This window comes from Parabacteroides sp. KHUB-03, assembly GCF_056640975.1.
The window spans coordinates 2,458,484-2,484,543 of record NZ_CM153257.1 but is presented as its reverse complement, the minus strand read 5'-3'; the positions used below and the strand labels follow the sequence as shown (position 1 = coordinate 2,484,543).

Annotated in this window: 20 protein-coding genes; 16 read left to right on the top strand and 4 right to left on the bottom strand. The window is 49.5% G+C overall.

Going from position 1 to position 26,060, the window contains the following annotated elements; all coding sequences use genetic code 11:
• The first annotated feature begins 90 nt into the window (after positions 1-90).
• The 14 genes from ACYIB7_RS10650 to ACYIB7_RS10585 all read left to right on the top strand — a co-directional run bounded on the left by ACYIB7_RS10650 (position 91) and on the right by ACYIB7_RS10585 (position 21,762).
• On the top strand, positions 91-1,128 hold the full coding sequence (locus ACYIB7_RS10650) for a fimbrillin family protein (RefSeq protein ID WP_480337023.1): 1,038 nt from the start codon (positions 91-93) through the stop codon (positions 1,126-1,128).
• 88 nt (positions 1,129-1,216) lie between these two features.
• Positions 1,217-2,239, top strand: a complete 1,023-nt coding sequence (locus ACYIB7_RS10645; protein WP_103983833.1) for a fimbrillin family protein — start codon at positions 1,217-1,219, stop codon at positions 2,237-2,239.
• 39 nt (positions 2,240-2,278) lie between these two features.
• Positions 2,279-3,289, top strand: a complete 1,011-nt coding sequence (locus tag ACYIB7_RS10640; protein ID WP_480337021.1) for a fimbrillin family protein — start codon at positions 2,279-2,281, stop codon at positions 3,287-3,289.
• Positions 3,290-3,390: 101 nt separating this feature from the next.
• Positions 3,391-4,365, top strand: a complete 975-nt coding sequence (locus ACYIB7_RS10635) for a fimbrillin family protein (protein ID WP_103983835.1) — start codon at positions 3,391-3,393, stop codon at positions 4,363-4,365.
• Between the two features lie 9 nt (positions 4,366-4,374).
• Positions 4,375-5,454 carry a BF2992 family fimbrillin-A clan protein gene (locus ACYIB7_RS10630; RefSeq protein WP_480337019.1) on the top strand — a complete coding sequence of 360 codons (1,080 nt, stop codon included), beginning with the start codon at positions 4,375-4,377 and terminating at the stop codon, positions 5,452-5,454.
• 20 nt (positions 5,455-5,474) lie between these two features.
• Positions 5,475-7,910: a DUF4906 domain-containing protein gene (locus ACYIB7_RS10625; protein WP_480337018.1), complete on the top strand. Its 2,436-nt coding sequence runs from the start codon at positions 5,475-5,477 to the stop codon at positions 7,908-7,910.
• Positions 7,911-7,933: 23 nt separating this feature from the next.
• Positions 7,934-11,686: a DUF4906 domain-containing protein gene (locus ACYIB7_RS10620; protein WP_480337017.1), complete on the top strand. Its 3,753-nt coding sequence runs from the start codon at positions 7,934-7,936 to the stop codon at positions 11,684-11,686.
• Between the two features lie 882 nt (positions 11,687-12,568).
• Positions 12,569-14,227, top strand: coding sequence for an Lcl domain-containing protein (locus ACYIB7_RS10615; RefSeq protein WP_480337015.1), 1,659 nt, complete (start codon positions 12,569-12,571; stop codon positions 14,225-14,227).
• A 16-nt stretch (positions 14,228-14,243) separates the two neighbouring features.
• The gene (locus ACYIB7_RS10610; protein WP_480337013.1) at positions 14,244-14,846 is read left to right on the top strand and encodes an Lcl C-terminal domain-containing protein; all 603 of its coding nucleotides are present in this window, start codon (positions 14,244-14,246) and stop codon (positions 14,844-14,846) included.
• Positions 14,847-14,900: 54 nt separating this feature from the next.
• Complete coding sequence (locus ACYIB7_RS10605; RefSeq protein ID WP_480337011.1) at positions 14,901-16,070, top strand: OmpA family protein; 1,170 nt, start codon at positions 14,901-14,903, stop codon at positions 16,068-16,070.
• 7 nt (positions 16,071-16,077) lie between these two features.
• The gene (locus ACYIB7_RS10600; protein ID WP_103982300.1) at positions 16,078-16,737 is read left to right on the top strand and encodes a LysM peptidoglycan-binding domain-containing protein; all 660 of its coding nucleotides are present in this window, start codon (positions 16,078-16,080) and stop codon (positions 16,735-16,737) included.
• Positions 16,738-16,789: 52 nt separating this feature from the next.
• Positions 16,790-17,878 (top strand): DUF3575 domain-containing protein, encoded by a 1,089-nt coding sequence (locus ACYIB7_RS10595; protein ID WP_480337010.1) that lies wholly within the window; start codon positions 16,790-16,792, stop codon positions 17,876-17,878.
• A 920-nt stretch (positions 17,879-18,798) separates the two neighbouring features.
• A complete protein-coding gene (locus ACYIB7_RS10590) occupies positions 18,799-21,444 on the top strand; it encodes a leucine-rich repeat protein (RefSeq protein ID WP_480337009.1) in 2,646 nt (881 codons plus the stop codon).
• A 36-nt stretch (positions 21,445-21,480) separates the two neighbouring features.
• A complete protein-coding gene (locus ACYIB7_RS10585) occupies positions 21,481-21,762 on the top strand; it encodes an HU family DNA-binding protein (RefSeq protein ID WP_103982297.1) in 282 nt (93 codons plus the stop codon).
• Here the strand turns inward: ACYIB7_RS10585 and nadD are convergent.
• From nadD to ACYIB7_RS10570, 3 genes are read right to left on the bottom strand one after another with little or no spacing between them, the layout of a single operon-like run.
• Positions 21,740-22,324 carry a nicotinate (nicotinamide) nucleotide adenylyltransferase gene (gene nadD, locus ACYIB7_RS10580; RefSeq protein ID WP_480337008.1) on the bottom strand — a complete coding sequence of 195 codons (585 nt, stop codon included), beginning with the start codon at positions 22,322-22,324 and terminating at the stop codon, positions 21,740-21,742. The genes ACYIB7_RS10585 and nadD overlap by 23 nt on opposite strands.
• On the bottom strand, positions 22,321-22,890 hold the full coding sequence (gene gmk / locus ACYIB7_RS10575) for a guanylate kinase (protein WP_103982295.1): 570 nt from the start codon (positions 22,888-22,890) through the stop codon (positions 22,321-22,323). Before gmk ends, nadD begins: the two co-directional genes overlap by 4 nt.
• An 18-nt stretch (positions 22,891-22,908) precedes the next feature.
• Positions 22,909-23,781 carry a YicC/YloC family endoribonuclease gene (locus ACYIB7_RS10570; RefSeq protein ID WP_200817930.1) on the bottom strand — a complete coding sequence of 291 codons (873 nt, stop codon included), beginning with the start codon at positions 23,779-23,781 and terminating at the stop codon, positions 22,909-22,911.
• Between the two features lie 80 nt (positions 23,782-23,861).
• Here ACYIB7_RS10570 and tsaB point away from each other — a divergent pair, with 80 nt between their 5' ends.
• On the top strand, positions 23,862-24,581 hold the full coding sequence (tsaB, locus tag ACYIB7_RS10565) for a tRNA (adenosine(37)-N6)-threonylcarbamoyltransferase complex dimerization subunit type 1 TsaB (RefSeq protein WP_103982322.1): 720 nt from the start codon (positions 23,862-23,864) through the stop codon (positions 24,579-24,581).
• A gap of 61 nt (positions 24,582-24,642) precedes the next feature.
• Positions 24,643-24,792 carry a hypothetical protein gene (locus ACYIB7_RS10560; RefSeq protein ID WP_200817929.1) on the top strand — a complete coding sequence of 50 codons (150 nt, stop codon included), beginning with the start codon at positions 24,643-24,645 and terminating at the stop codon, positions 24,790-24,792.
• 74 nt (positions 24,793-24,866) lie between these two features.
• Here the strand turns inward: ACYIB7_RS10560 and ACYIB7_RS10555 are convergent, their stop codons facing one another.
• Positions 24,867-26,060 (bottom strand): sodium ion-translocating decarboxylase subunit beta, encoded by a 1,194-nt coding sequence (locus ACYIB7_RS10555; protein ID WP_103982293.1) that lies wholly within the window; start codon positions 26,058-26,060, stop codon positions 24,867-24,869.

The following is a 26,060-nucleotide window of genomic DNA, read 5'->3' as shown; positions in this document are numbered from 1 at the left end:
AACAAAGCCCGCAAGGACAACACAATGATCAGGACAGAAACAAAGCCATCTTGATGGCATTGAAGCTAATTAATAAATAAAGAATAAAAAATGAAAATGAACAAGTATTATGCTTTCGCAGCTTTTGCCTCACTGGTATTGGCAAGCTGCAATAACGACGATAACGTGGCTGTAGAGTTGTCGCAAGGACAGGAGATTCGTTTCGGTGCGCAGACAATTACAACAGATACCAGAGCGCCTTTCGACGGAACTATCAGTTCTACGAATAAACTGACGGCTCATATCATCGGTTCCGCATCATCGAACAACTATGCTACTATCTATACTGATAATGCCGGTGCCGAAGCTAAAGGAGACATCACATTCGAAGATAACGGAACTACCGAATACGGTTTCCCTTCCGGTGTAAAGTGGAAAGATGGAACTACCACCCTGTATTTTCGCGGATTTTATCCTGCAGGGAGTGTATGGACTATTGCCGCCGGTGCATCTGCTACGGCTACTATAGACGGTAAAACCGACTTGATGTTAGCACCGGAGGTGTCCGGCCAGCAAGCAGACGGTGCGCTGAATTTTGCTTTTAGCCACTTGCTTACCAAGCTGCATGTAAAAGTGGTGGGCAATGCTACCACAGCTGCCGATTGGGGTGATATTACAAAAATAGAATTGGATAAAGCGCTGAATGCGTCTCCGAAAAATTCGGTGTCGCAAACCTTTTCGGATCCTTCGGCCACATATACGGGTTCTGCAACTGCGATTCCGTTTTTCCAGGCTACGGAAGCCGATGGTAAAATAACTTATACCGATGATGCTTTAACCGGCAAGACTGTTTCCGTTGCTACTACACCGGAATTGGTTGCCTATGCGTTGGTTGCTCCGGTGGATGCTGTTGATGGCAGTGGCGATGTAAAAGACGAATATACGTTAAAGGTATATACTTCTACAAAGGCGACTGATGGCAAGGAAGTAGCGATTAACCTGAAAGGAACGGATGGTACGGATTATACCGGATCTACAGCCGGCAAGAAGTTCGATATCACGATTCAGTTCCGTGGCGAAGGACAGATTACGGCAACGGCAACCGTAACCGAATGGGAAGACGGTGGTTCAGGCAATGGGACGATGTAAAAAACATCCCGATGATTTCGGCAAAACATCCCGATGATTTTATAAAATGATCCCGATGAAATAGAATTTACATTAAAACAATTTAGTTATGACGAAAAAGTATGTATTGGCAGCCATTTGCCTCGTAACGATGGCAGGTTGCAATAATAATGAGTTTGAAAACGAAACGCCTTTAGCTTCCGGCGAAACGCCTATCGAGCTGAAAACAGGGGTAGATACCAGAGCTGCAATCTCGAATGGCGATGTTGTTACGGCAACCATAGCCCTGATTGCCAAAGAAACGCCTGAACCTACGGCTGCCGAATGGAATGCCCTTGTGCCTATCACCACCAATACGTTGGGAGATGGCGGCACGTTTGCTAATTATGCAACAGATGCGGCCAACGTATCCAGCGGTACGTTTACGGCATCTGCTACTGCACAGTCTGTAGGCTTTTCGGTGCCTTTGTATTATAACAAAGCTTCTAACATCCGTGCCTATATGGTAGGCGTAGCGCCGGCAGGTACCTTGTCCAGCGGAAACGGTAAAGTTACTTTTCCCTCTGTAGACGGTTTGCAGGATGTATTGTATGCCTCTACGATCGATAAAGGAACAATAGAGGCTGCTGGAACTAATGAGAAATTTTTCACCTTCAACCATCAGACCGGCCAGGTGCGTTTCAAGATTCTGAAAGAAGAGGGCATGAGCGCAGATTCTGTGGTTACGGTTCAGAGTGTAACATTGCTTAATGTAGGTCTGCCGGAATCTATTACTTTGGGAGACAGTGTTATTACGTATCAGGATAAAGGCGAGTTTGCCTTGCCGGGTATTAATTCCTCCGCTGCCGCTACCGAAGCCGGAATAGACGTGGGTAGCCCGGTTATGATTCGCCCTATGGCTAGCATGAATATCAACATAACCATCTCTATCAAGGGAGTATCCAAAACCTATAGCAATATCCCGGTTGCATTTGAAGGAACCGAAGGAGGTACGGGTATTACAAAAGGATATTCCTCTTTAGTTACGGTTACTGTAAAACGTAAGATAAATACTACGGAAAGCCAGATTGACGTGAAAGCTGTCGTAGCTCCTTGGAAGACGGGTAATACCGGTAATGTAGATTTGGATTAACAAGAACCTTCATTTGACAAATACTAAAATAATAAAGTTATGAACAAAAGTATGATTATGGTTGCTATGGCAGCCGTTGCAATGACAAGTTGCAGCAACAACGAATTCGATGGTCCCGAAGTACCGGTCGAAGGCGATAGAATGGAATTGAAAATAGGTACCGGTGTAGATGGTATGACAACCCGCTCTGTTATCACCCGTACTCCTATTAGTACGAATGACAATGTAACAGCCGATTTCCTGTGTTTCATGGCCACTCAGGATGGAACTTCTATAAATACGGATACATTGTCTACTCTGTATGATAAAACTACCGGTACGTTTACTGCAAATGCAACAGCCCAGGCAGTGTCTCTTACCAAGATATTGTATTATCCGGGTACTAAAGATGAAGCAAGCTTACGTGCTTATGTTGCCGGCGTTCATCCTGCAGGCGGTACGTTGAATAACCAAACCGTTACGTTTGCTTCTACCGATGGACAGCAAGACGTGATGTTTGCCAAACCTGTAGACTTTAAAACAGCAGAGGCAGCAGCTTCAGCAAATGCCTCTTTGGAATTCAGCCACCAGACTTCACAGCTTTATTTCATGGCTGATACCGTAGCATACAATCCTACAACAGGCGGTGCATTTGCCGGCCCGGTTACTATCAAGAGTATTGAAGTTATTAATGCACAGGTGCCTAAAAGCATGAATGTGGCAACCGGTGCCATCACATGGACAAACAAGGCTAACCTGTCTGTACAGAATGTAAGCAGCGAAGCGCTGACTGATGAATTGAAAAGCGTTTGCGACCCGGTTATGGTGGCTCCTTCTGCCGAAATACGCCTGAATGTGGTAATTTCTGTAAACGGAGAGGATAAGACATTCCCGAACGTATTGATCAAGAAAGACGCAACCAGCAACCTGGTATCTGTAGTGGGCAAGAAGCATAAGATCTCTTTGAAGTTCAATGCTCCTGCATACGCAGACCAGAGCAAGATCCAGTTGAACGTTTCGGCTTCTGTAATCGAATGGGCTGAAGGCGATTCCGGTGAAGCGGAATTATAATCTGTAAAATGTACATACTCCTTGCATCGGGAGGCATCTGATATAGGCCGGGTGGGGTTGAAGGTTCTCCATCCGGATACAAAATAAAAGAGAGAGAAGATATGAAACGATACGGATATATTCTGTTTGGCCTGTTCTGCCTGCTTATACAGGTTGGATGTACGGCCGGTGAAATGGACGGCCGGGAGGAGGAAACTCCGGAGCAAGAGATGCCGGTGCCCGTTACTCTTCGTGCCGGCAGCACTACCCGTGCAGTGGTGAACGAAGGGGATGCTTTCGGTCCGGTACTGGTATGTTCGGACAGGGAAGATTTTAGCGGCGGGTTGCGTTGGCAGAAAAATGCAACTGTAGATGTTGCCGGAGAAGTTGCCTATGAGGGCGAAACACCTGTCTACCCTTCGCTGGGTGATAATATTTATGTGGCAGGCTTAAATCCGCAGGGAGCTATCCTGCCCGGTGACGGCACGGCGGTGTACACGCTTGACGGCAATTCCGACCTGATGTATGCAGCTCCGCTGAAAGGCAACCGGTGGGACGGGTTTCGTATTTGTGGTAATACGGATGCTACTAAAGATAAAGTGATGGAATTCAATCATCTGCTTTCGCAGGTGCAACTGGCGGCTATCCGTACGGCAAAAGACTTGGCTGGGCTGAACGACTTCCGTATCACAAAGGTAACCTGGAAGAACGTTGCGGCTACTGCTACCGTACGATTAAAGCCGGTGGTAGGGGAAGGAGCGGAACAAGTGTCGTTTTCCACAGTTGCCGCACTTCCGTCCGTGCTCTATAAAGACAAGAACGATGAAACGAAAACGGTACTGGTTACTTCACACAACGAAGCGGCGCCGGATGCGGTGGGATATGCCCTTTTGCCTCCGGCCGGTTCTTACCTGGCGGATGTGGAAACCTCGGTCGGGACTTTTACCGACTTGACGGTAAAGCCGGACGAAGGCGGGTTTGGTGGCGGCTACGCCCATCGGATTGTGTTGGTGCTTAATGATAAAGGGCTGAGCATACGTGGCGTGAAGCTGGAAGATTGGGAGAATATTGATGGCGGCGTAACTGATGCAAATTAAATAAGAGAGATGGAAAAAATGTGTACGAAGGGAATACATGAATATAATAGACGGAAAAGATCGCCGGGCTTGCGCTTTTGGCTGGCAGGAATCTGTATAGTATGCTTTATGTTGCTGTCGATCCTGGGAGCTTGTACGCAAATGGACGGTTTTGTACCCGGTCCGGGCAAGAAACCCGTAACAGACGGGCAAAGTTATACCGTTCGTTTTGCCCCCTTGCGCATAGAAGAAGGGACGGCTACCCGTGCGGCACAAATAGTGGCTTCGGGACGGTTGCGCCTGCTGGTTTATCCGGCGGGGGCAAGCATTACGACCGATCAGCCGGCAGGCCAGAAACTGTATGACGTAACGGACGGGCAAATGACGGTGGTTCCCGGAGATTCAGACCTGGAACTCTCTGCCGGCAATTATCACTTCTACGCCCTGATGCCGGGCGAAAGCGTCTTGCCGGTATTGGGAGTAACGCCCGTGGCATTTACCCATGGGCAGGATATACATGCCAGTATGACGAAGGTGTCTGTGTCCGAAGGGGCTGTTGTTACGCTTACCCCGCTGGCACATAAGGCGAGCCGTTTGGAGTTTGTGATAGAGAAGGCGGCCGATGCCACCTACCAGGCCTTGGGGCAGCCCTCGCAGATGGTTCTCTACAGTCAGCCGCACGGGCCGGTTGCCTTTAAACTGGATGATACGGGAGGCAACTTCCGGACTGTAGCCGGACTGGACACCCTCCGCTTCGATGCTTTTGCACCGCAATCCGCCCCCGAAACGGGTTACAGGCAAGACCGCGTGGTGTTGCCACGGCCGGTGGGAGACTTCAATATAGCCATCGACACGCAGATAGACCTGGGTGACGGCAAGGGGATGACAAACTGTACTGTCAAAGGACAAATAGAGAACCGTATGTTTGATCCCGGAAAATATTACCATTTCCGGATACGGGTGAGAGACCTCCGCGAAGGCGGAGATATTATGCTGGTGGTTACGGACTGGAACCGGTTTGGCTGGGACGGCAGCATGGGAGGAAGCGGACAGGAAATACTGGCAGGGCAATGGACCGGTATAACATACGGTGATGACATGGGTGTATAATGCTTTAAAAGAGATATAGGATGAAAAGAATTGAACATACATATACAAGCTGGGCTATAGCGGCAGGGTGTTTGCTGCTGCTGCTTTCTGCCTGCACAGACAGTTTCGATACGTTGGTGCCGCAAGGCAACCTGTCGCTCAGGCTTACGGCTATCAGCCTTGACGAACAGCCCGGTGCGGAAGTCCGCAAGGTTCCTCTTACCCGCACGTCGGCTGCTACCGGGGTAGACGAGAATACGATAATCCATCTTTGGGTATTACAATACAACGGCACGGGCGATGCCGCCACTTTGGCAGGCAAGAATACCTACGAAGGCGCTACCCTGTCGCCGGCCGACCAGAACCTGAACAACCTGGTGCCGGGCACTTCGCAAACACTGGTGTTTGTAGCAAACTGCCCTGCCGCCTCTGCTTTGGGGACAGCGCTTAACGGACTGGGCGACGGATCGGCGCTGTCGGCTTTTAAAGCTATTAAACAGACGATAACCGACGAGCCCGACCTGTTTAGCAATGGTACGATTCCCATGGTAGGATATTGGGACGGAGAGATAAAAAGCAATGCCGACGGCGGAAGCCCCATTGTGGCCACCATACAGATGGAACGTATGCTGGCTAAAGTAAACCTGACGGTTAAGTCCGTATTGCCCAACGGCGAGAACTTTAAAATATCGTCCGTACGGCTGAACCACGTGCCCGATGCCGCCTGGCTGGCACCCTCTGCGGCGACGCCGTTTCCTGCAAAAACAAGCATAACCCCGATAGACAACTACGGAGACATTACGAAGAACGGGACAGGAGAAGTTTCCGTACTTTGGTATATGCCCGAAAACCGGCGCGGAACCGGTACGGCGACAAGCTCGTCCGGCAAAACGGCGGCCAACCTGAATGCCGTGCAAGCCGGCGAAGGCGATGCGGCTACCTACGTCGAGATTACAGGAGACTATACGGTGGGCAATTATACATACGGCGCCGTCTATCGCAACTACATAGGGGGCAACTCGGTAACCGACTACAACCTGGCACGCAATTCGGCTTACAACATCAGCATCACCATCCGTGGAAAGAATACTTCCGACAGCCGTATCCAGGTGTACGGCCAAGCCTATACCGCCCTGGCCGAAGCCGGAGAGATAGACAACAACCCCAATACCGTGCCGGTGATGGATGCCGTGAAGTCGGTCAGGCAGACCGGACGTAGTGAGGCGGTAGCCGTTTCGTCGATGACGGTAGACGGAAGCACTACCCGCCGCGGATTTGTCTATTCGGCAACGGTGAGTAACGAAGCCGGCCTGATAGAAGGAGGGATAAACGTGACTTCGGCCATCTCCGGAGGCAATTTTATCTCCGGGGAATATGAAGGCAAGCTTACCGGATTGCAGCAGGGCACTACCTATTATATACGTTCTTTTGCGGCCAACAGCCAGGGCGAAACCTACGGGCCGGTATATACCTTCGCAACGCCTGCCGTGCAAGCTGCAGCCAACTGCCAGATGGCACGCCCGGGGCAGACCCTGATGTTCGAACCCAAAGATGCGCTCGGCGCACTGAAAGATATTGATGCCGTAACCCTGTTGTGGCAAACGCGCGACAACGGAACTGCTTCCGGCAAACTCCCTCTGACCAAGGGGATAGACCTCATGTATGATGCTGCCAACACGACCGTACTGGCACATATCAACCCCGAAGTATCGGCGGCTAATGCTGTGATAGAGGGTACAAAGGGCGGAGCAACCGTGTGGAGATGGCATATATGGGTAACCCCTTACCGCCCGGAAGGATTCGCGGTAAATGGAATAAATGCCTCGAAGGTGGTAGCCGGAGGGCGCGTACAAACCTACGGAGCCAAATACAAGGCGGTTGCAGGGGATGGCAAAGCCATCATGGACCGCGACCTGGGGAGCCAGGCTACAGGTACTTTGCTCGATGAGGCGCAGGTAGCGCTCGACGCCTCTTTCCACTTCGGTATGCTTTACCAGTGGGGCTACCCGCTACCCTGGCCGGCGGCACAGCGCATTAACCAGACTTCGGCAATGCCCGTATACGATATAAACGGAACGGAGATAACCCCGTCCGGATTCCAGACAACCGCCGCAGCCGGCGGAGCATGGGCAACGGCTAAAACGGCAGCCGACCCTTGTCCGGCCGGCTGGAAAGTAGCACCCGAAGGCGCCTTTGACGACTTGGCGGACTATGGCATACTTTCTTATTTTGACAGGTCTACCGATGCCGGAACGTTATACATACAAAACGGTTGCAATGCCTGGTTCTTTGCTGTCGGATGGCGCTCGCAATCAGGCTATTCCGACTATGGAACGGGAGCCCTCTGGACATCCGGCAACGTGGATGCTTCCCACGCGTACGCATTGGAGTTTACCACGCGTACGGGTGGCAGCGTGTCACCCGGTAAGGTGACGGACTCTCACCTTGCCCTGCCGGTACGGTGCATACAACAATAAAGATAATAAAGAACAGTAAAGATATGAGAAGACAATCACTACAAGCGCTGCCTGTGTTGGCCTTGCTGCTGCTGCTATGGCTGGCAGGGGGCTGTACAGGAACGGAGGTAGAAGGCGAAGAGCCGGTGCTACCTTCCGGCAGTATTTTATCCGTGCAGATACCCGCCGGGGTGATCCCTTTGCAAACCGTTACGCCGGTAGATACCAAAAGCGTGGGTGTTGCCGGATGTGAGGCCGATAGCCTTAGCAACGACCGGGGATTTCCTCCGGCCCAAACACCGGCCGACAGCTTGCCGGACGTTACCCGGGCGAGCCAACCTACCTATGCACGGGCTATTGTACTTCAATACAAAGGAGGCACTTTGCAGAATACGGGAAAGACGGATATCGATAACTATACCATCGGCAACTCCATCAGCGCCAAACTGGTGGCGGGCGAAGGCTGTAATGTGTATGTGCTGGTGGTAAACGAAACTGCAACCAGCGGGGGAGATGCCGCCTTTGCTACCGAATCGGGTCTCAAAACGGCAACTTATGACCTGTACGCCAAATTCCCATCGCCTACGGACAACGACATACCCCTGGCAGGGGCGCTTACCGGCGTAAATGTGGTACGCCTTACGGTAGACGGTGCCGAATCCGGCCTGATACAGCAAAGCGGTAGCCAGGATGCGGTGCGGGTACAACTCAAACGCATAGCCGCCTGCCTGAAGCTGGACTTTCGCTATGGATTGAAAGGCTATCTGGCGGATGCAAACAGCGGAAAGATCATGAACGTGCCCCAGTCGATGCCTCTGATAGAGCCTGCCGGGGATACCTGTCCGGACGAATCGGCTCCGTTTGGCTCCATATCGTTTACCCTGACCGATTGCGACGGCGACAATGATGACCAACCGGCCACTTCCGTAGTACGCTATGTGCCGGCCAACAAGCGGGGCAGCGCCCCGGGCATATCACGCCCGTCCGACAAGTACGGCGCCAACGCCCCTTCCGCCAAATGCACATATATCGCTTTTACGGCCAAAGAGAAGGCTAATCCTGCACACATGCTTACCTACAGCTTTTATCTGGGAGCCAACAATACAACCGATTTCAATATCGAACGCAATACGGTTTATACCCTTAACAGTACCATCTCGCAGGGGGCGGGGGGCGATAACCGTGTGACCGAAGCAGGGCTTATGCCCGAACTGCATACCGACCCGTTGGTGCAAAGTATCACCTCTACCGGTGCTACGCTTCGGGGTACCCTCTCCAATCAGGGGAACCTTACCGAATACGGTTTCTATTATAAGGCCGAAACCTCTTTTGAAGGTGCTTCGGGAGCAACCAAGCTGGCTTCTGCCAACCTGTCGGGCGGCAGTTTTACGGCTTCGCTTACCGGACTTACGGCCAAGAAGGTATATTATTTCCGTTCCTATGCCGTTAGTGGCGGCCAGACATTGTATGGCGAGCTGGCCTCTTTCTCCACCAATGCGGACGGGGCGCCGGTACTTACCACGCTGGTGGCTCCCGTTTCGGCAACCGACGGACGCAGTGCCGCCTCTTCGGGCAACACTGTTGCCAATGCTACGGCATGGGGGATTGTATATGCTTTGACAACCGGCCTGCAACCTGCACAAGGACAGGGTACGCGACAGGCCGGTTCGGGCAATGCCGTAACCCTTACTCCGCTGACACCGGGTACCGATTATTATTATTACCATTATGCCTCCAACGCACAAGGATATGTATATAGTTCGGCCGAGAAGTCGTTTCGTACGAAAAACTATCCGGCCACGCCTACCGCTGCATCGGTAACCTCTACCGAGGTAAACAAGCTTAAGTTTCAGGGCACGCTGCCGGAACGCCTGAATGCTGTGGACGATTATCCTGCAACGGCAGGCGTAAAGCTCTGGACGAGCAATCCGGGTGCGCTCTCGCCGTCTGCTGCTGTGCCGACCCCGTCTGCCGGCCTGGCTTTTGCCTCTCCGGCTACTCCGGGAGCCAAAACGGTGGACTGGACGGCTATGACCGCCGGACAGACCTATTACTATGCGGTTTATTCTACCAATGGGGTGGGCACGGTATACCATGCCGCCTCGGCGCCTTCGTTTACCGCCTCGGCAGCCTTGCCCGACCCGTCGCCTAAGACTAAGGCGGTAGGGCCGCAGCCCGCTACCGGCGCTTTTACTATTACTACGAACGGCCGCAACACCAATGCCGCCGTATCGTCAGGCTCTGCCGTAACCGTGGCTTCGGGCAACGGCACGGCCTCCAAAAGCATTACGGTAGTTGCCAATACAACTGCCGGCCAACGTTCGTCTACACTTACATTTACTACCGTGGGCGAACTGCCGCTACGTTCCAATACGGCAACTGTTACGCAGTACGGGGTAGTGTTCCCGGCTTCGTTCGGCAATGTAACGGATGTTTCCAAAGACGGAAAGGCTGCTACCTCCGTACCGGTGACCGCCAATATCCCCTGGCAGGCTACCAGCAACGCCGCCTGGTGTACCATCGACGGCAGCAGCCAGACGGGCAGTACACATACGGGCGCAAACACCCAGACAGGCAGTGACCAGAATTTTACCTATACGGTGGCTAAGAATGAAGGGACATCGCGTACGGCTACGGTTACGGTAAAAGGTACCGGCAGCTTTACCGGCTTTTCAAAAACCTTTACGGTAGCCCAGTTGTCCGGCACATGGCTGAATATAGACAAAACAAATATGACAACAGGCCCTCAGGCTTCCAGCCATGCTCTGGCAATCACAAGTAACACATCATGGACATTGGCTTCGAGCAACACTTCTGTTGCTACAGTAGGAACGGCTTCGGGCACCAACAATGCCAACCCTGCCATATCGTTAAAGGATTATACCACTGCAGGCAGTTCTCGTACAGCAACAATCACGGTGACTCCTACCGAGAGCGATAAAAAGAGTTACACAATTACGCAGTACGGGGTAGTGTTCCCGGCTTCGTTCGGCAATGTAACGGGTGTTTCCAAAGACGGAAAGGCTGCTACCTCCGTATCGGTAACCGCCAATATCCCCTGGCAGGCTACCAGCAACGCCTCCTGGTGTACCATTGCAAACGGTTCTCAAACCGGCGACAATACGCAGGCCGGCAGTGCAAAGAACTTTACGTATACGGTAGCCCAGAATACGGGTGTCGCCCGTACCGCCACCATAACGGTAAAAGGTACCGGCAGCTTTACCGGTACATCAAGAACCTTCACGGTAGCCCAGCTTGCCGGCGGACAGATAAATATCAAACCGGGTGACCCGGGCAGCGATAATAGTGATATAGACTTTACAGCTCCGGTGGTCACTATCAACCAGTCCGTAGCCACGGCTTATAAGAATACAGGGTCTAACCTTACTTATTACCCTCCATTCAATTATGATGGTGGTGCTTCTTCCGGTACAACGGGTTCCGATAGGAACGGTGTATCTTCTAGTTGTACTTTAACTAAGGAATATTCTATTGAGGTTGAAAAGACTGAGCGTGGCAGTTATTCTAATTATCAGCCTGCTATTGATTATTGTAAAGGTAAGGGTAGCGGTTGGCGTGTTCCTACTCAGATTGAGTTGTTCGCCATGTATCAGAATAAGTCTAAGTTAGAGTCTATATCCGGCTTCGCTACGTTCATCAGCGCTTACTACTGGAGTAGTTCGGTCTACAATGGCTACGCCGACAGACGCTGCATACTGGACTTCGGCAGTGGCAGTTTCAATAGCAACTCCACCACGAACTACCCCAACTGTGTTCGCTGTGTCCGGGATATCTGATGGTAGATAGAATATGGCTTTAGCCCGGTTTCAATTGCCGTCGGTTTCAACCGACGGATAGTAGAGCCATCCTCTTTCCAGGGGTTTAGCCCAATTGAGAAGGATTGTTAAAAGTAGATTACCGGAAAGAAATTTGGCTAAAGCCACTAAAGATAGATATTCCTTTAGTCCGTCAGCTGAAGCAGACGGCAATAGAGCTTAGGCTAAAGCCATATCGAAGAGAGATAGCTGAAAAAAGGTAACCAGAGAGAGGTAACCGAAAACAGACATATTGAAAACAAGCTCGTCAAGAGCAAAAAGCAGGCATAGGCACAGGCACAGGATATCTGATTGGCAGATAAAATATGGCTTTAGCCCGGTTTCAATTGCCGTCGGTTTCAACCGACGGAGGCAGTAGATTCTCCTCTTTCCAGGGCTTTAGCCCAATTGAGAAGGATTGTTAAAAGTAGATTACCGGAAAGAAATTTGGCTAAAGCCACTAAAGATAGATATTCCTTTAGTCTGTCAGCTGAAGCAGACGGCAATAGAGCTTAGGCTAAAGCCATATCGAAGAGAGATAGCTGAAAAAAGGTAACCAGAGAGAGGTAACCGAAAACAGACATATTGAAAACAAGCTCGTCAAGAGCAGACCGTATCGGCCATCCCAAAAGAAAGCTAAGCTAAGCTAAGCGCAGCTTTCTTGTTAGCGGCATCAGCGGCCGGGCGTTAAACGCAGGTAAAAGACGCAGCGTTAAAACCAGCGGCTGTTTGAGCGTAGCGAGTTCCGCTGGTTCAGCGAAGTCTTTTGCCGGAGTAGCCCGGACGGTGCAGCCTTGACCTTTCTATTACTTTTGGGTCAAGCCAAAAGTAATAGAAACGTAATATGAATAAAAATAAACAGATATGAAGAAACAACTTGTTACAGTATTAACCGGCGCCTTCGCGTTACTGGCCACCCTGCCGTCGTGTAACGACAGTGACCTGGTGGGGCCGGGTGGCGGAGGGTGTACAATTAGCCTGACCCTTGCCACGGCAATTGCGCCCATTCAGGAGTCAGTAGCCGGTGTCCGGCGTGCCCGTTCAGGCAGCGAAGCCGCGCAAGCAGGCTTCAGCTACGAACTGGTATCGAGTGATGCGGACAGCATTGCTGTTTCCGGTCCGATGACCAAAGCGCCAACAACGCTGAAGAACGTCTACGCCCTCCTTTTTAAGAGCGACGGAACGTTCAACGGCAGAGCCAACATCGGAACCATGACGGCAAACACAAACACATACGTAACCTTTACCAACGTGGCAGACCCGGCAGCAACAAGTTGCCGGCTGGTGATTGTAGCAAACGACAATGCGGCAACAAACAACTACGCCAGCACGGGAGGAACAGGAAGCTTTGCGAACTTCACAGGAAACTATGCCGCCTTTCAAGCGCTGGTGATGACGAACACGATCAGTTCGGATGCAGACGTACCCTACGCCGGAACGGCAACGGTGAACTTGTCGGATCCAATAATGACCGTACAACTCTACCGCACGCTGGCGAAAGTAACCCTAAGCAATACTTTCAGCATAACGGGAGGCCCGGCTCGCAGTTCTATTACCTTGTATAATGCCGGCTCCCGTCGTTTTGCCACACAGGGCAACGACAATTACGATGGGACAGGAACAACGCAAACCTCCTCCTTTGTTGCAACGACAGCCGGAAGCAATGCCAACAGCAATGTCTGGTATGTAGGAGAAAACATCCGCCCGGCGGGAAGTAGTATCTCTTCGGCGGCAGACAGAAACAGCAGCAAAGCACCGGCCAATGCAAGCTACATCAGGATTATATCGGCTGCAAAATCAATAGTGAACACCGCCCCTGCCATTGGAGAAGAATATATAAAGAACGGAACGGAAACATTCAGCTATGACATTTATCTAGGGAAAAGCAACAACCTGACAGACTTCTCACTCCGCCGCCATACCAACTACACGATAACATCCACGGTAAGCGGAACGCTGGCTGCACAAGAATATCTGGCAGCAAACGATGGGAGGGTGACGATGGATGTATCCAAACAAGCCGTTGGATTATGCATCGGCCTGTTTGGAGGAGCAAGCGGCTACACGACAGGCACAGGTTCTGCGTCTACCATAACCGGGAGCTACACGAAGATGTTGCTGCTGGCTCCAACATCAACACAAGGGAGTTCAATAAAATGGTCGGACAACACTTCCACACGGCTGCAAACAGAAACCCGGAAATACTGGGACCACACCTATACATCAGCCAACATAGAGAAAGGATCCGGATACGTTTACGACTATTGCAACAGCCTGAATGTAAACGGAGTGACGGGATGGTATCTGCCGAGTCAAGCGCAACTGATGGCTATATGGGCTATGAAGCAAGGGATATATGACAGCGGGAAGTTTGCGGATTATGCGATGTTCGGTGCCAGCCATTACTGGTCGTCCACGGAGATCAGTGCGAGTAGCGCTTGGTCTCTGAACTTTGACTTTGGCAGCTCGAGCAACAACTACAAGTCTAATGCGCGCCGTGTGCGTTGCGTCAGGGATCTTTAATCTATTTGTCAATTATATGAAAACAGGAATAAAATTAAAAATAGTAACACTGGCTTGCCTGATTGGCTGGCTGGGACTGACGGAAGCGAAGGCGCAAACAGTTACGGTAGTTGGCGGTTATCCGGTGATAGACCTGACTGCATTGAGCCCTTTGGGATGCACTCTGACCCTTTCGGAAGCAAACAGCCGGCGCGAAGCCATGCATGCATGCGCTCCTTCTAATAGTACCCTTCTTACGGTCGGCTCAACTGTCTCCAGAGAGAACGGTACATGGAATGCAAAGATGTCCACCCGCTATCAGGTGATGCGAAATGATCTGGGAGGTGCCGGAACTACCAAAAACTGGGCAGATGCATGGAATGCCTGCAAAGCCTACTCGGGAGAAGGAGGAACAGCCGGACAATGGCGCTTGCCTACACAACGGGAATTGCAGATGATTTGGACGCTATACCCGCAACTGATAGGCAAAGGATCTGTTTCGCCGTTCGGTGCCGACTATTACTGGTCGTCCACGGAGGGCACTGCGGGTAGCGCTTGGTATGTGGACTTTGGCACTGGCTACACGAACAGCTACAGCAAGCCTAATGCGCTCCCTGTGCGTTGCGTCAGGGATCTTTAATCTATTTGTCGATTTATCCATTGTAAATAATTATGCATTAAAAGATAAAGGAATATGAACAAACAGGAAGTTCTGGCATTGGCTTGCCTTTTGCTGGCAGGCGGATGCTCTGCACCGCGGAGTTTTTCGGTTGAAGATGGAGTGGTACGGGAAGAAAAGGCAGGCAAATCGAGCCCTTTGGTACGAACCGAGGTGATCGGGCTGTTGCAGGTGGATGCGGCTTCGGTGTACAGGCAGATGATCGAGTATTTTGCACAAAGTACGGATTTGCCGGAGCTGCGTCCCAAACAGTCGGAGCGACGCGAAACATGCCGTTTGGAGGCCTCACTTGCGTTTAAACCGGGCAGTACCGAGCTGTTGCCCTCTTATGGCGGCAACCGTGTTGAGCTGGACAGGCTGCATCGCGAACTGCAAGGCCTTGCTGCAAAAGGCGAAGGGTTGCAGCATGTGCGTATCACCGGATATGCAGCACCCGACGGTAATACGGCAAAGAATGAAGAATTGGCTTTGGGAAGGGCTGTCCGTTTCCGCCGTTATCTTTCGCAAGAGGCCGGGATACCGGAACAGAAGATCGTAGTGGATCAGTGTTTCGAAGATTGGGACGGATTGAAACGTTTGGCTCAGGAAGCCGGCAAACCCTATGCCTCGCAAGTGGCGTCGGTGTTGGCACGCACGTCCGACCCGGATGCCCGCCGGAAAGCCTTGAAAGCCCTGGGTGGCGGCAAGGTATGGAAGGATATGGAGAAGAGCTTGTTTGCCGGCCTGCGGCGTATGCAATTGGCGGTGGAATATGATAGCGCAGTCCTGATGCCTGGCGCTGACGGCCTGGCTGCCTCTACTGCGGATGTGTTGTCGCTGGTAACGGCCTTTAACGAACGCCCCGAAACGTTGGGGTGCGACGAACTGGCCTCGCTGGCCGGAGTGTATCGCCCCGGCACGGAGCAATACCGCGAAGTATATGAGGTGGCCGCCTACCGTTTCCCGGATTGTGCACTGGCACAACTCAATGCCGGAGCGGCTGCTATTGAAAACGGCGATGTGGAAGCGGCGCGTTTCTTCCTCGACCGTGTGCAGGACGATTCGCGTTCGTGGATCAACCTGGGCGTATTATGCCTTCTGGAAGACAATAACGAAGAGGCGGTAAACTGGTTCCGCAAGGCGATGCCGGTACGTCCGGCCAAGGCGCGGAAAAATATGGAATGGGTGAAACAGCTGACAAATTAATAAACCATTGGCGGAGGAAGATAAATATATAGATGCTTTCCGTACCACTTTGCCTGTGCTGATAGACAGGGAAATGTACAAGGTGCGGAAGCAACAGCGCAGCCTGATATTGTTGGTGTGTGTGCTGTTGGGGGTGAATATGTTGTTGTTTGGAGCCGGCTTGTGGCTGCTGCTATATAACCGGCAACAACCGGTAATGGTGCAGCCGGTAGCTGTGCCTGCCGCAACAAATGTGCTTACGGCGCCCGAAACGGCTGAAGCCGTCCCGGAGCCGGAACTTGAACTTGAACCGGAGGAGGAGCCTGAACCGGAAGAGGTGCCGGAAATTATAAAGCGGGTACCGCCTGCGCCGAAGCCCCGGGCAAAGAAAGAACCCGTACGGAAAGAACCGGCAACGGAACTGCTGCACACGGCAGGGCGTGTGCCCGAATATGTGCTGACAAGCAAAGGCATGACATTGCAGAATCTGGCTGCACGTTATTATGGCGACCGGGTGTTTTGGGTGTGTATATTTGATTACAACAGCCGGGTGCTGAAAGACCCGGACGTATTGCCATTGGGCATACGCCTGCGCTTGCCTCGCAAGGAAGAGTATGGCATAGATGCCTCGGACCCTTCATCGTTAAGACGGGCGCGGGCGTTGGCTAAAAGCCTGACCGGACGATAAACCGCCCGGTTGGGAGATGGCTTTATTTGACAAATGATTAAACGATACGGATATGAAGAAACGATGTACGCGATTTTTGGTGTTGGCTGCTGCTTGCTGCCTGCTGGCTCTGGCAGCACAGGGACAGAGCTACACAATCCATTTTATAACCGGGACGGCCCGCATAGACATGGCAAACAGCCGGACGGCGGATAACCTGGACGAGCTGAAATACAAACTGGAAGATTGCAAGGGACAGGTGGCGACTGTTACACTGACAGCCCTGCAGAATGTGGTAGACCGGTATGACCCGGATGCCAAAGCCCTGGCGCTGGAACAAGCTGTGGCTTTGCAAGACTACCTTACTGGCGGTGGTACGACCGGTGGTTGTGATTTCTCTTTTGATATTCAGGTGGATGCAAAGACAGACTTGGACAACCGTGTGATTGTGGAGGTATGTTGCAGCCGTCCTGTTGCACAGAAGCGCGAAACGGCTGCCGGGGATGTTGATAAAGCACCGGCTCCTAAGGCTACCCCTTCAACTTCTGCACAAGTTGTGGCGGAGACTCGCAAACAGCCTGCCCCGGCTCAGGCCCCGAAGGTGGTAAAACATGCGGACTTCTTGCTGGGAGGGATAGGTATAGGCGTCAAGACGAACGGATTGCTGTTTGCCGGCCTGTTACCTGATGGCTCGATGTATACGCCCGTACCGAACGGGGCGGTGGAAGTGTATTTCCTTGACCGTTTCTCGGCGCAACTGTCATTTGCCTATGCCATGCCCTATAAAAAGGGAGATAAGAGCAATCTGTTTAAAATGACAGCCTTTACCGTAGAACCGCGCTTCTGGCTGTGGAACGGCGGACGCTTTAAAGGGCTGTATGCCGGACTGTATGGACAATATGGTACTTTTGATGTACGCATCAAAGAAGAGATAGCAGACAACTGCACGGGTACGTTCTTTGGAGGAGGTATCTCTGCCGGATGGCTGCAACCGCTGTGGAAAGGTCTTTTTGTTGAAGCGGGACTGCAAGTAGGGTATCGCTCGGATGCTACCGATGTGTATTCGTATACAAAGGGCAAGCCGTATAAGAGGCAGGGTTCGTATACCTTGAACAGCTTTACGTTGCAGGGGATGAATGTCTCGGTAGGGTATAGGTTCTAGTCACTTTTGGCTTGACCCAAAAGTAACCAAAAGGTCAAGGCTACTGTCGGCTTGCTGCTTCGTGCCTTTCATTCACTGAACCGTCCGAACTCGCTTCGCTCAAACAGCGGACGCTTCGGGCGCTCATTCAAGGCACTGCGCTACGCTCACCGACAGAGGCCGGAAACAAGGGAGCAACGCCCCCTCTAAGGATGGCCGATATCGATAGCTTTGAAAGTTACTGTTGTTGATAGCTTAAAAGGTTATCCTATTGGTTTTAGTGCTTCCGTCAGGTATTGATTAAAGATGGCTTTAGCCCGGTTTCAATTGCCATCGGTTTCAACCGATGGATAGTAGAGCCATCCTCTTTCCAGGGCTTTAGCCCAATTGAGAAGGATTGTTAAAAGTAAATTACCGGAAAGAAATTTGGCTAAAGCCACTAAAGATAGATATTCCTTTAGTCCGTCAGCTGAAGCAGACGGCAATAGAGCTTAGGCTAAAGCCATATCGAAGAAAGGTAATTGAAACCGGGTCGAAGCCATATCGAAGAGAGATAGCTGAAAAAAGGTAACCGGAGAGAGGTAACCGAAAAAAGACATATTGAAAACAAGCTCGTCAAGCGCAAAAAGCAGGCATAAGCACAAGCGCAGACCGTATCGGCCATCCCAAAAGAAAGCTGCGCTTAGCTTAGCTTAGCTTTCTTGTTAGCGGCATCAGCGGCCGGGCGTTAAACGCAGGTAAAAGACGCAGCGTTAAAACCAGCGGCTGTTTGAGCAAAGCGAGTTCCGCTGGTTCAGTGAAGTCTTTTGCCGAAGTAGCCCTGCCGGTGCAGCCTTGACTTTTTGGTTACTTTTCTGTCAAGAGAAAAGTAATAATAGTTAATCTGTTAAGAAAAAAGTAATAATAGATAATAATACTGATGATAATAATCAAATAGTTATATGAAACAGAACAATGAAAAGAAAAGCTTATTCCGGTTGCTAACCGGATGCTTTCTGTTATTGGCAGCAATAACACTTATATCATGCCAGGACGAACTGCCCGAAGCAGTCAGGATAGAGAAAGGGAAGGAGACGGTTGCATTTGCCGTAGACGGAGGAAGTACAACGGTGAAGGTAATCTCCAACGGTAGTTGGAAGGCCGTTTCTTCGCAAGGCTGGTTGACGGTTTCGCCGGCTTCGGGAGGCAGCGGTACGCATACCATTACCTTGTCGGCAGGAGCTAATACAACGGACGGCCAACGCAGTGCTACCGTAACGCTGCAGGTAGGGCACAAGACGAGCACCATTACTATATCGCAGGCGCAAAAGGATGTGCTGGGATTGCTTACTGCCTCTACAACGGTGGCCTGGACGTCGGGAACGTATGATATGGTGTTCCAAACAAATATCAGCGGGTATGAATTTAAAACCGATGCAGACTGGCTGCAACCTGCCGGAACAAAAGCCGTGGCCGAAAAGACCTTGATGCTGAACTATAGTGAGAACCCGGGATATGAGGCACGCACGGGCAGGATTACCATTTCGAAAGGTGCGCTAAATACAACTTTTACTCTAACGCAAGGGGGCAGGGGAGCTCTTTACTTCGTATTGGAAAGCGATGAGGTGGGAGCCGAAGATATCGGATATGAACTGAAGTTGATGAAAAATACCTCTGCAAGCGGGCTGCATCTGATTGATGCGGTAGACTGGCTGCATCTGCCGACAGATACAAGAGCCATGCCTGTGGAAGAATCAGTTTTACTGACGCTGGATGCCAATACGGCAAGTACGCCCCGCAATGCGCGGCTGGTGATAGGTGATGAATCGACCGGTGTCTTGCTAACCGATACGTTTACCCTTACGCAGAAAGGACTGGAGGATATATTGCGGCCGGGCTTTACCGCTTATGAGGCGAAGGCCGAAGGCGAAACATTTGATCTGCCTGTAACGGCCAGCGGGCCTTTTGAAGTGTTGTTGCCGGAAGATGCCGGATGGCTTACCGGTTCGGAAGGGGTGCAGTTGCCGGGTACGTTGCAGTTTACGGTGGCTCCCAATACAAAAGCGCAACCGCGTACGGCGGTAGTAACTTTGCGTTTGCAAGGGGGTGAAACAGAGCCGGCATCCGGACAGGATGCGATGTTTACCGTAACGCAAGCCGCTGCCGCTGTGAGTGACGTGGAACGTATACCTAAATTATATAATCTCTTGGAGGTAGCTACAGTGGTAGAAACCAATCCTGTAAACCTGGGTGCCTTCAGGGCTACCGTAACGTATGACAGGGGCGAACCTTCCGGATGGATCAGCGATATTTATGCCAATGGAGGAAAACTGCATTTTAAGGTGGATGATAATTCCCACTCGGCTTCCAAGCGTAGTGCGGTGATAAACCTGTTGTTTGAAACCGGAGAGATTGCCGGGGTTCGTATTAATCAGAGCGGCAACAGTCAGGTGTATATGGAGATGGAAAAACCCGGAACGCTGGCTTCGTTTGTTGATTTCAGCCATTCCGGATCGTATAAAAAGATCTGTGTGAAGTCTGAAACAGGATTGAACGGGGATGATTTTAACACACTCCGTAATGCTACCCTGGCGGTGGAAGAAGCGGATCTGTCGGAAGTAGGAATGCTTACCGGATTGCCCGATGGCGTGTTTGCCGGACAGACCACTCTGCGCAGTATCATTCTGCCCGAAACGGTACAAAGAATCGGATCGCGTGCTTTTGCCGGCAGCCGGATAGAGAAAATAGTGTTTGCCGGCAGTAAACCGGAATTGCAGGAGATAGGGGCTTCGGCTTTTGAAGGGTGTTCCGAATTACAGGAGATTCCATTATCTGAAAAACTGACAGTAATAGGAGAGAAGGCCTTTGCCCATGCCTTTACAGGAGGTTCGTTTACTGTTGCCGATTTGTCGGGAGCTTCGGCTTTAAATACGATATCGGCAGGCGCTTTTGAAGGTTGCAATACGCTGACAGAGCTTAAGTTGCCTGTAAACCTGGTGGAAATAGGAGACGGGGCTTTCAGGGAGTGCTATAACTTATCAGGCCAACTGATATTGCCGTCTGCTCTGAAAACGCTGGGCGCCGAAGCGTTTTATAACAATAAGAATCTGAAAGGAGTGCTTACATTGCCGTCTACGCTGGCAGCATTGGGCGACCGGGCGTTTATGAAATGTGCGTTGCTTACCGAGCTGAAAATGCAAGGGGCAAAATTGCTGAAAGCAGTGGGAGCGGAGGCTTTTAAGGAAAGTCTGGCATCTCCGGTGTCGGGTTATGTGTTGGTATTGCCACAGGGCATGACTACGGTTGGAAGGAGTGCCTTTGAGGATATAGGTGCCGAAGCAGTCGACTTGCCCTCTACGTTGACAGGCATAGAATCGAGAGCCTTTTACAACTGTCGCAATTTGTCGGAAGTGACTTGCCGGGCTACGGTTCCTCCGGCATTATCTGCTACCAATACGGCAGATACGTTCGGAGGCGCGGCAACGATTACAAGCCGTACATTGAAAGTACCATCGGCTTCGGCTCAGACATATACGGATAGTCCGCTATGGAAACTGGCTGTTCCGGTATCCGGTTCTGCTATAACCTGGACAATCACATCTTATTAACAAACCGCAGATAAACTTTAATGAACAATTGAAAATATGAATAAGACAGATTTTATTGAAGTGCTTTCGCAAGAGATGGATATGCCTAAAGTTGTAATAAAGGATTTTATTACTACTTTTTTACAGGTGGCGACTGAGGAACTATCGAAAGAAGATGGTGAAATTGTGTTTCAAGGATTTGGTGTGTTTTCTATTTGGGATCAGGTAGAACGCCCGGGAAGGAATCCGAAAACCGGTAAACCGTGTCTGATACGTGCCCGGAAGAGCATTAAGTTCAAACCGAGCAGGTTTCTTATCAGAGGTTTGAACAAGCGTTAAGGTAAATATCCAAAGTCGCGGGAGGGAGGAAAAAGCGTATGTCTTTGCCTTCTTTCCACGCCTGACGGATAAAGGAAGAGGATATTTCCATCAGAGGGGCGTTGACCGTACGGACATTGGCATATTGTTCCGGTATACGTACTTTGTATCCTTTCCGGGGATATATTATAACGGGAAATTGTTTAAGTATGAGTTGATGATCTTTCCAATGGGTAATGTTTTTCCAGTTATCGGCTCCAATGATTAAATGGAACCGGTATCCGGTATAGGCTTTTTCTAACGCTTTCAGCGTGTTGATGGTGTAAGAAGGTTTGGGCAGGGAAAATTCAAAGTTGCTGACTCTGAATTTGGGATAACCATCGATGGCGGCTTCCACCATACGGAAACGCAATGAGTCTTCCATCAGTTCATCACGTTTTTTAAGCGGGTTCTGTGGGGTTACCATAAACCAGAGTTCATCTAATCCGCCATATTCACATAACCAATTGGCTAATGCCAGGTGGCCTATGTGGATCGGATTGAATGAACCGGAGTAAATACCGATTGACTTTCCGTTGTTCATGCTTTTTCGAGGAACTCTTTAATTATTTTCAACGCTTCGGCTTGTGCCTTTGTTAAGTCGTCGTTTATGATAACCGTATCGAATTTAGGAGCAAATCCCAGTTCGAATTCTGCTTTGGCAATGCGGCTTTCTATTACTTCGGGTGTATCGGTGCCACGTCCTTCTAACCGGTTTCGTAATTCTTCAATACTTGGAGGTTGGATGAAAACGGATAAGGCCTGTTTACCGTAGTATTTTTTTATGTTGCAACCGCCTACAACGTCTACGTCAAAAATAACATTGTCTCCGTTGTTTAAGATGCGTTCTACTTCGCTTTTCAATGTCCCATAGTATTTATCCTTATACACTTCTTCGTATTCCAGAAAATCGCCTGCGGCTATACGGCTGCGGAATTCGTCGGGGGTAAGGAAATAATATTCTTTTCCGTGCTTCTCTTCACCGCGTGGTGACCGGCTTGTAGCCGAGATAGAGAAGTGCAGGTTTAACCCTTGTTGCAACAGATAGTTGATAATGGTTGATTTACCAGAGCCCGAGGGGGCGGAAAATATGATAAGTTTGCCAGCCATATCGTGATCTTATTATAATTATAATACGTTTAGTACCTGTTCTTTGATTTGTTCCAGTTCGTCTTTCATCTGGACAACGATCTTTTGCATTTCCGCGTGGTTGCTTTTCGAACCGAGCGTATTTACTTCGCGTCCTATTTCCTGGGCGATAAAACCTAATTTTTTACCTTGTCCGTGTCCGTCTTTTATCGTACTGATAAAGTATTTAAGGTGGTTGTCCAAACGGTTTTTTTCTTCGTTAATATCCAGCTTTTCTATGTAGTAAATCATTTCTTGTTCGAAACGATTCTTGTCATAGTCCTGACCCGCTATCTTTTCGAGGTTGTCCATGATGCGTGCCTTGATTTTTTCGACGCGTTCTTTTTCATATGTTTCTACTTCGGAAAGTAATTGTGCAATGTTATTGATTTTCTGTTCGAAGAGTTTTTGCAACATAGCACCTTCCTGGATGCGGAAATCGCATAATTGCTTAACAGCCTTTTTAACGGTATCAAACACAACTTCCCATTCGGTTTCATCGGCTTCCACTGTTTCCGATTTGATGACATCCGGCATACGTAATAATGTTTGAAACCAATCGGAAGGTACAGATATATTCAGCTTGCCGGCTATATCTTTGATTTGGCTATAATAATTTTCTACGGCAGCCAGATTGATCTGGGTAGGAGTATCTTTGCCTATGTATTCGATGAATATATTAAATTCTACTTTTCCGCGTTCCAGTGTTTGCAATAATAAACTGCGTATTTCCATTTCTTTTTCTTTATAGATGGAAGGAATACGGGTGGATAAGTCTAGTTGTTTACTGTTGAGAGCTTTTATCTCTATGGTTACTTTTTTAGAAGGGAGTTCGGCTGTAACCTTACCGAATCCGGTCATAGATTGTATCATTGTTCGGAAAATTTGAATGCAAATGTACTTAAATAATCTGAATGTGTTGTACATTTGCATTCAATAAATTAAGAACTGATATGCCTTGTATTTTAAATATTGAAACGGCTACTTCGGTATGTTCCGTCGCTTTATCGTTGAATGGAGAAGTGCTTTTTGAGAAGTATTCTTTTGAAGGTCCGTCTCATGCGGTCCTTTTGGGTGTGTATGTGGAAGAAGCGGTTGGTATAGCTAAACAGAAGGGTTTGAAACTGGATGCTGTTGCTGTCAGTAGCGGCCCCGGTTCATATACCGGATTACGCATAGGCGTTTCCGTAGCAAAAGGGCTATGTTTTGGATACGATATTCCATTAATAGGTGTCCACACATTGGATATTCTGGCTGCAACTGCAATAAAACAGAATAATAATGCTGCAGATTGTTTGTATTGTTCTATGCTGGATGCCCGCAGAATGGAGGTTTATGATGCTATATATGACCATTCGTTACACTTGGTTCGTGAAACGGCTGCGGATGTTGTAACGGAAGATACTTATGCGGCTTATTTGGAAAAAAGCAAAATATGCTTCTTTGGGAATGGCGCCGGTAAGTGTAAGAAAGTAATATCTTCTTCCAATGCTTCATTTCTTGATGATATTCATCCTATGGCTGTAAACATGGTGTCATTGGCTGAAAAGGCTTTTGAAAACGGTAAATTTGAAGATGTTGCTTATTTTGAGCCTTTCTATCTGAAAGAATTCCAGGCTACTATAGCCAAGAATAAAGTATTGAACGAGGCAATTGCACACGCGAAGCATTGAATTTGAAACAAAACCCCTCTTTTTTGTGTTCTTCTGTAAATGGAACAAAAACAGATAGAATATGGATTACAGGAAGAGGAATAATATCATGTTGATAATAGGGGCTATCATAGCTGCCGTATTATTGTTATTCTGGTTGTTTGCCGGGACTACATTGGAAGAGGATGCAAACCCGGTGACTGATCCGGCAATGATTGAACAGAATAACTAAAAGAAAACGAATGGTTAAAGAAAAAGCCTGCCCGTTAACAACGGGCAGGCTTTTTCTTATTATATTCAAACTGTTTATCCCAAGAATCCAAGCAAGATACCGGCTGCAACAGCAGAACCGATTACACCTGCAACGTTCGGACCCATGGCGTGCATTAACAGATAGTTGGTCGGGTCATATTCCAAACCTACAGTCTGCGAAATACGCGCAGAGTCGGGCACAGCAGATACGCCGGCATTACCGATAAGCGGGTTGATCTTGTTGCCATCTTTCAGGATCAAATTGAAAATTTTCACGAATATGATACCTGCACAGGTAGCAATTACGAATGACAATGCACCTAAGCCAAATATCTTAATGGAGTTCAATGTCAAGAACTGAGTAGCCTGTGTTGAAGCACCTACAGTGATACCTAGCAAAATTGTAATTGTGTCGATCAGCGGACCACGCGCTGTTTCTGCCAGACGACGTGTTACTCCACTTTCTTTTAACAGATTTCCGAAGAATAACATACCCAGCAAAGGTAAACCAGACGGAACCAGGAAGCAGGTTAATAACAAACCTACGATCGGGAAGATGATTTTTTCCGTAGAAGAAACAGCTCTCGGCGGTTTCATGCGGATCAAACGTTCCTTTTTGGTTGTCAGCAGTCTCATAAACGGTGGCTGTATGATAGGAACCAATGCCATATAAGAATAGGCAGATACGGCAATTGCCCCCATTAGGTTTGGAGCCAGTTTAGAAGACAAGAAGATAGCGGTTGGACCGTCTGCACCACCGATAATACCGATAGCACCAGCTTGATTTGGCTCGAATCCCATTTGAAGAGCGATAGTATATGCTCCGAAAATACCAAACTGGGCAGCTGCTCCGATCAACATCAGTTTTGGATTGGAAATCAAAGCCGAGAAGTCGGTCATAGCCCCGATACCGAGGAAGATCAACGGCGGATACCATCCGGAGGTTACACCCTGATAGAGGATGTTAAGCACAGAACCTTGTTCGTAAATACCTACCTGGAGTCCGGCATCTTTGAATGGTATATTACCGATCAGAATACCAAATCCGATAGGGATCAGCAACATAGGTTCAAATTCATATTTAATTGCCAGAAATATAAAAAACAGACCTATCAGGATCATAATAATATGTCCCGGAGTTGCATTATATACTCCTGTATAGGTAAGGAATAGCTCTAAGTTTTTTCCTAAAAACTGAAGAAAACTTTCTTGTACTCCTGCCGCTTGTAGTAATATTGATCCAAACAT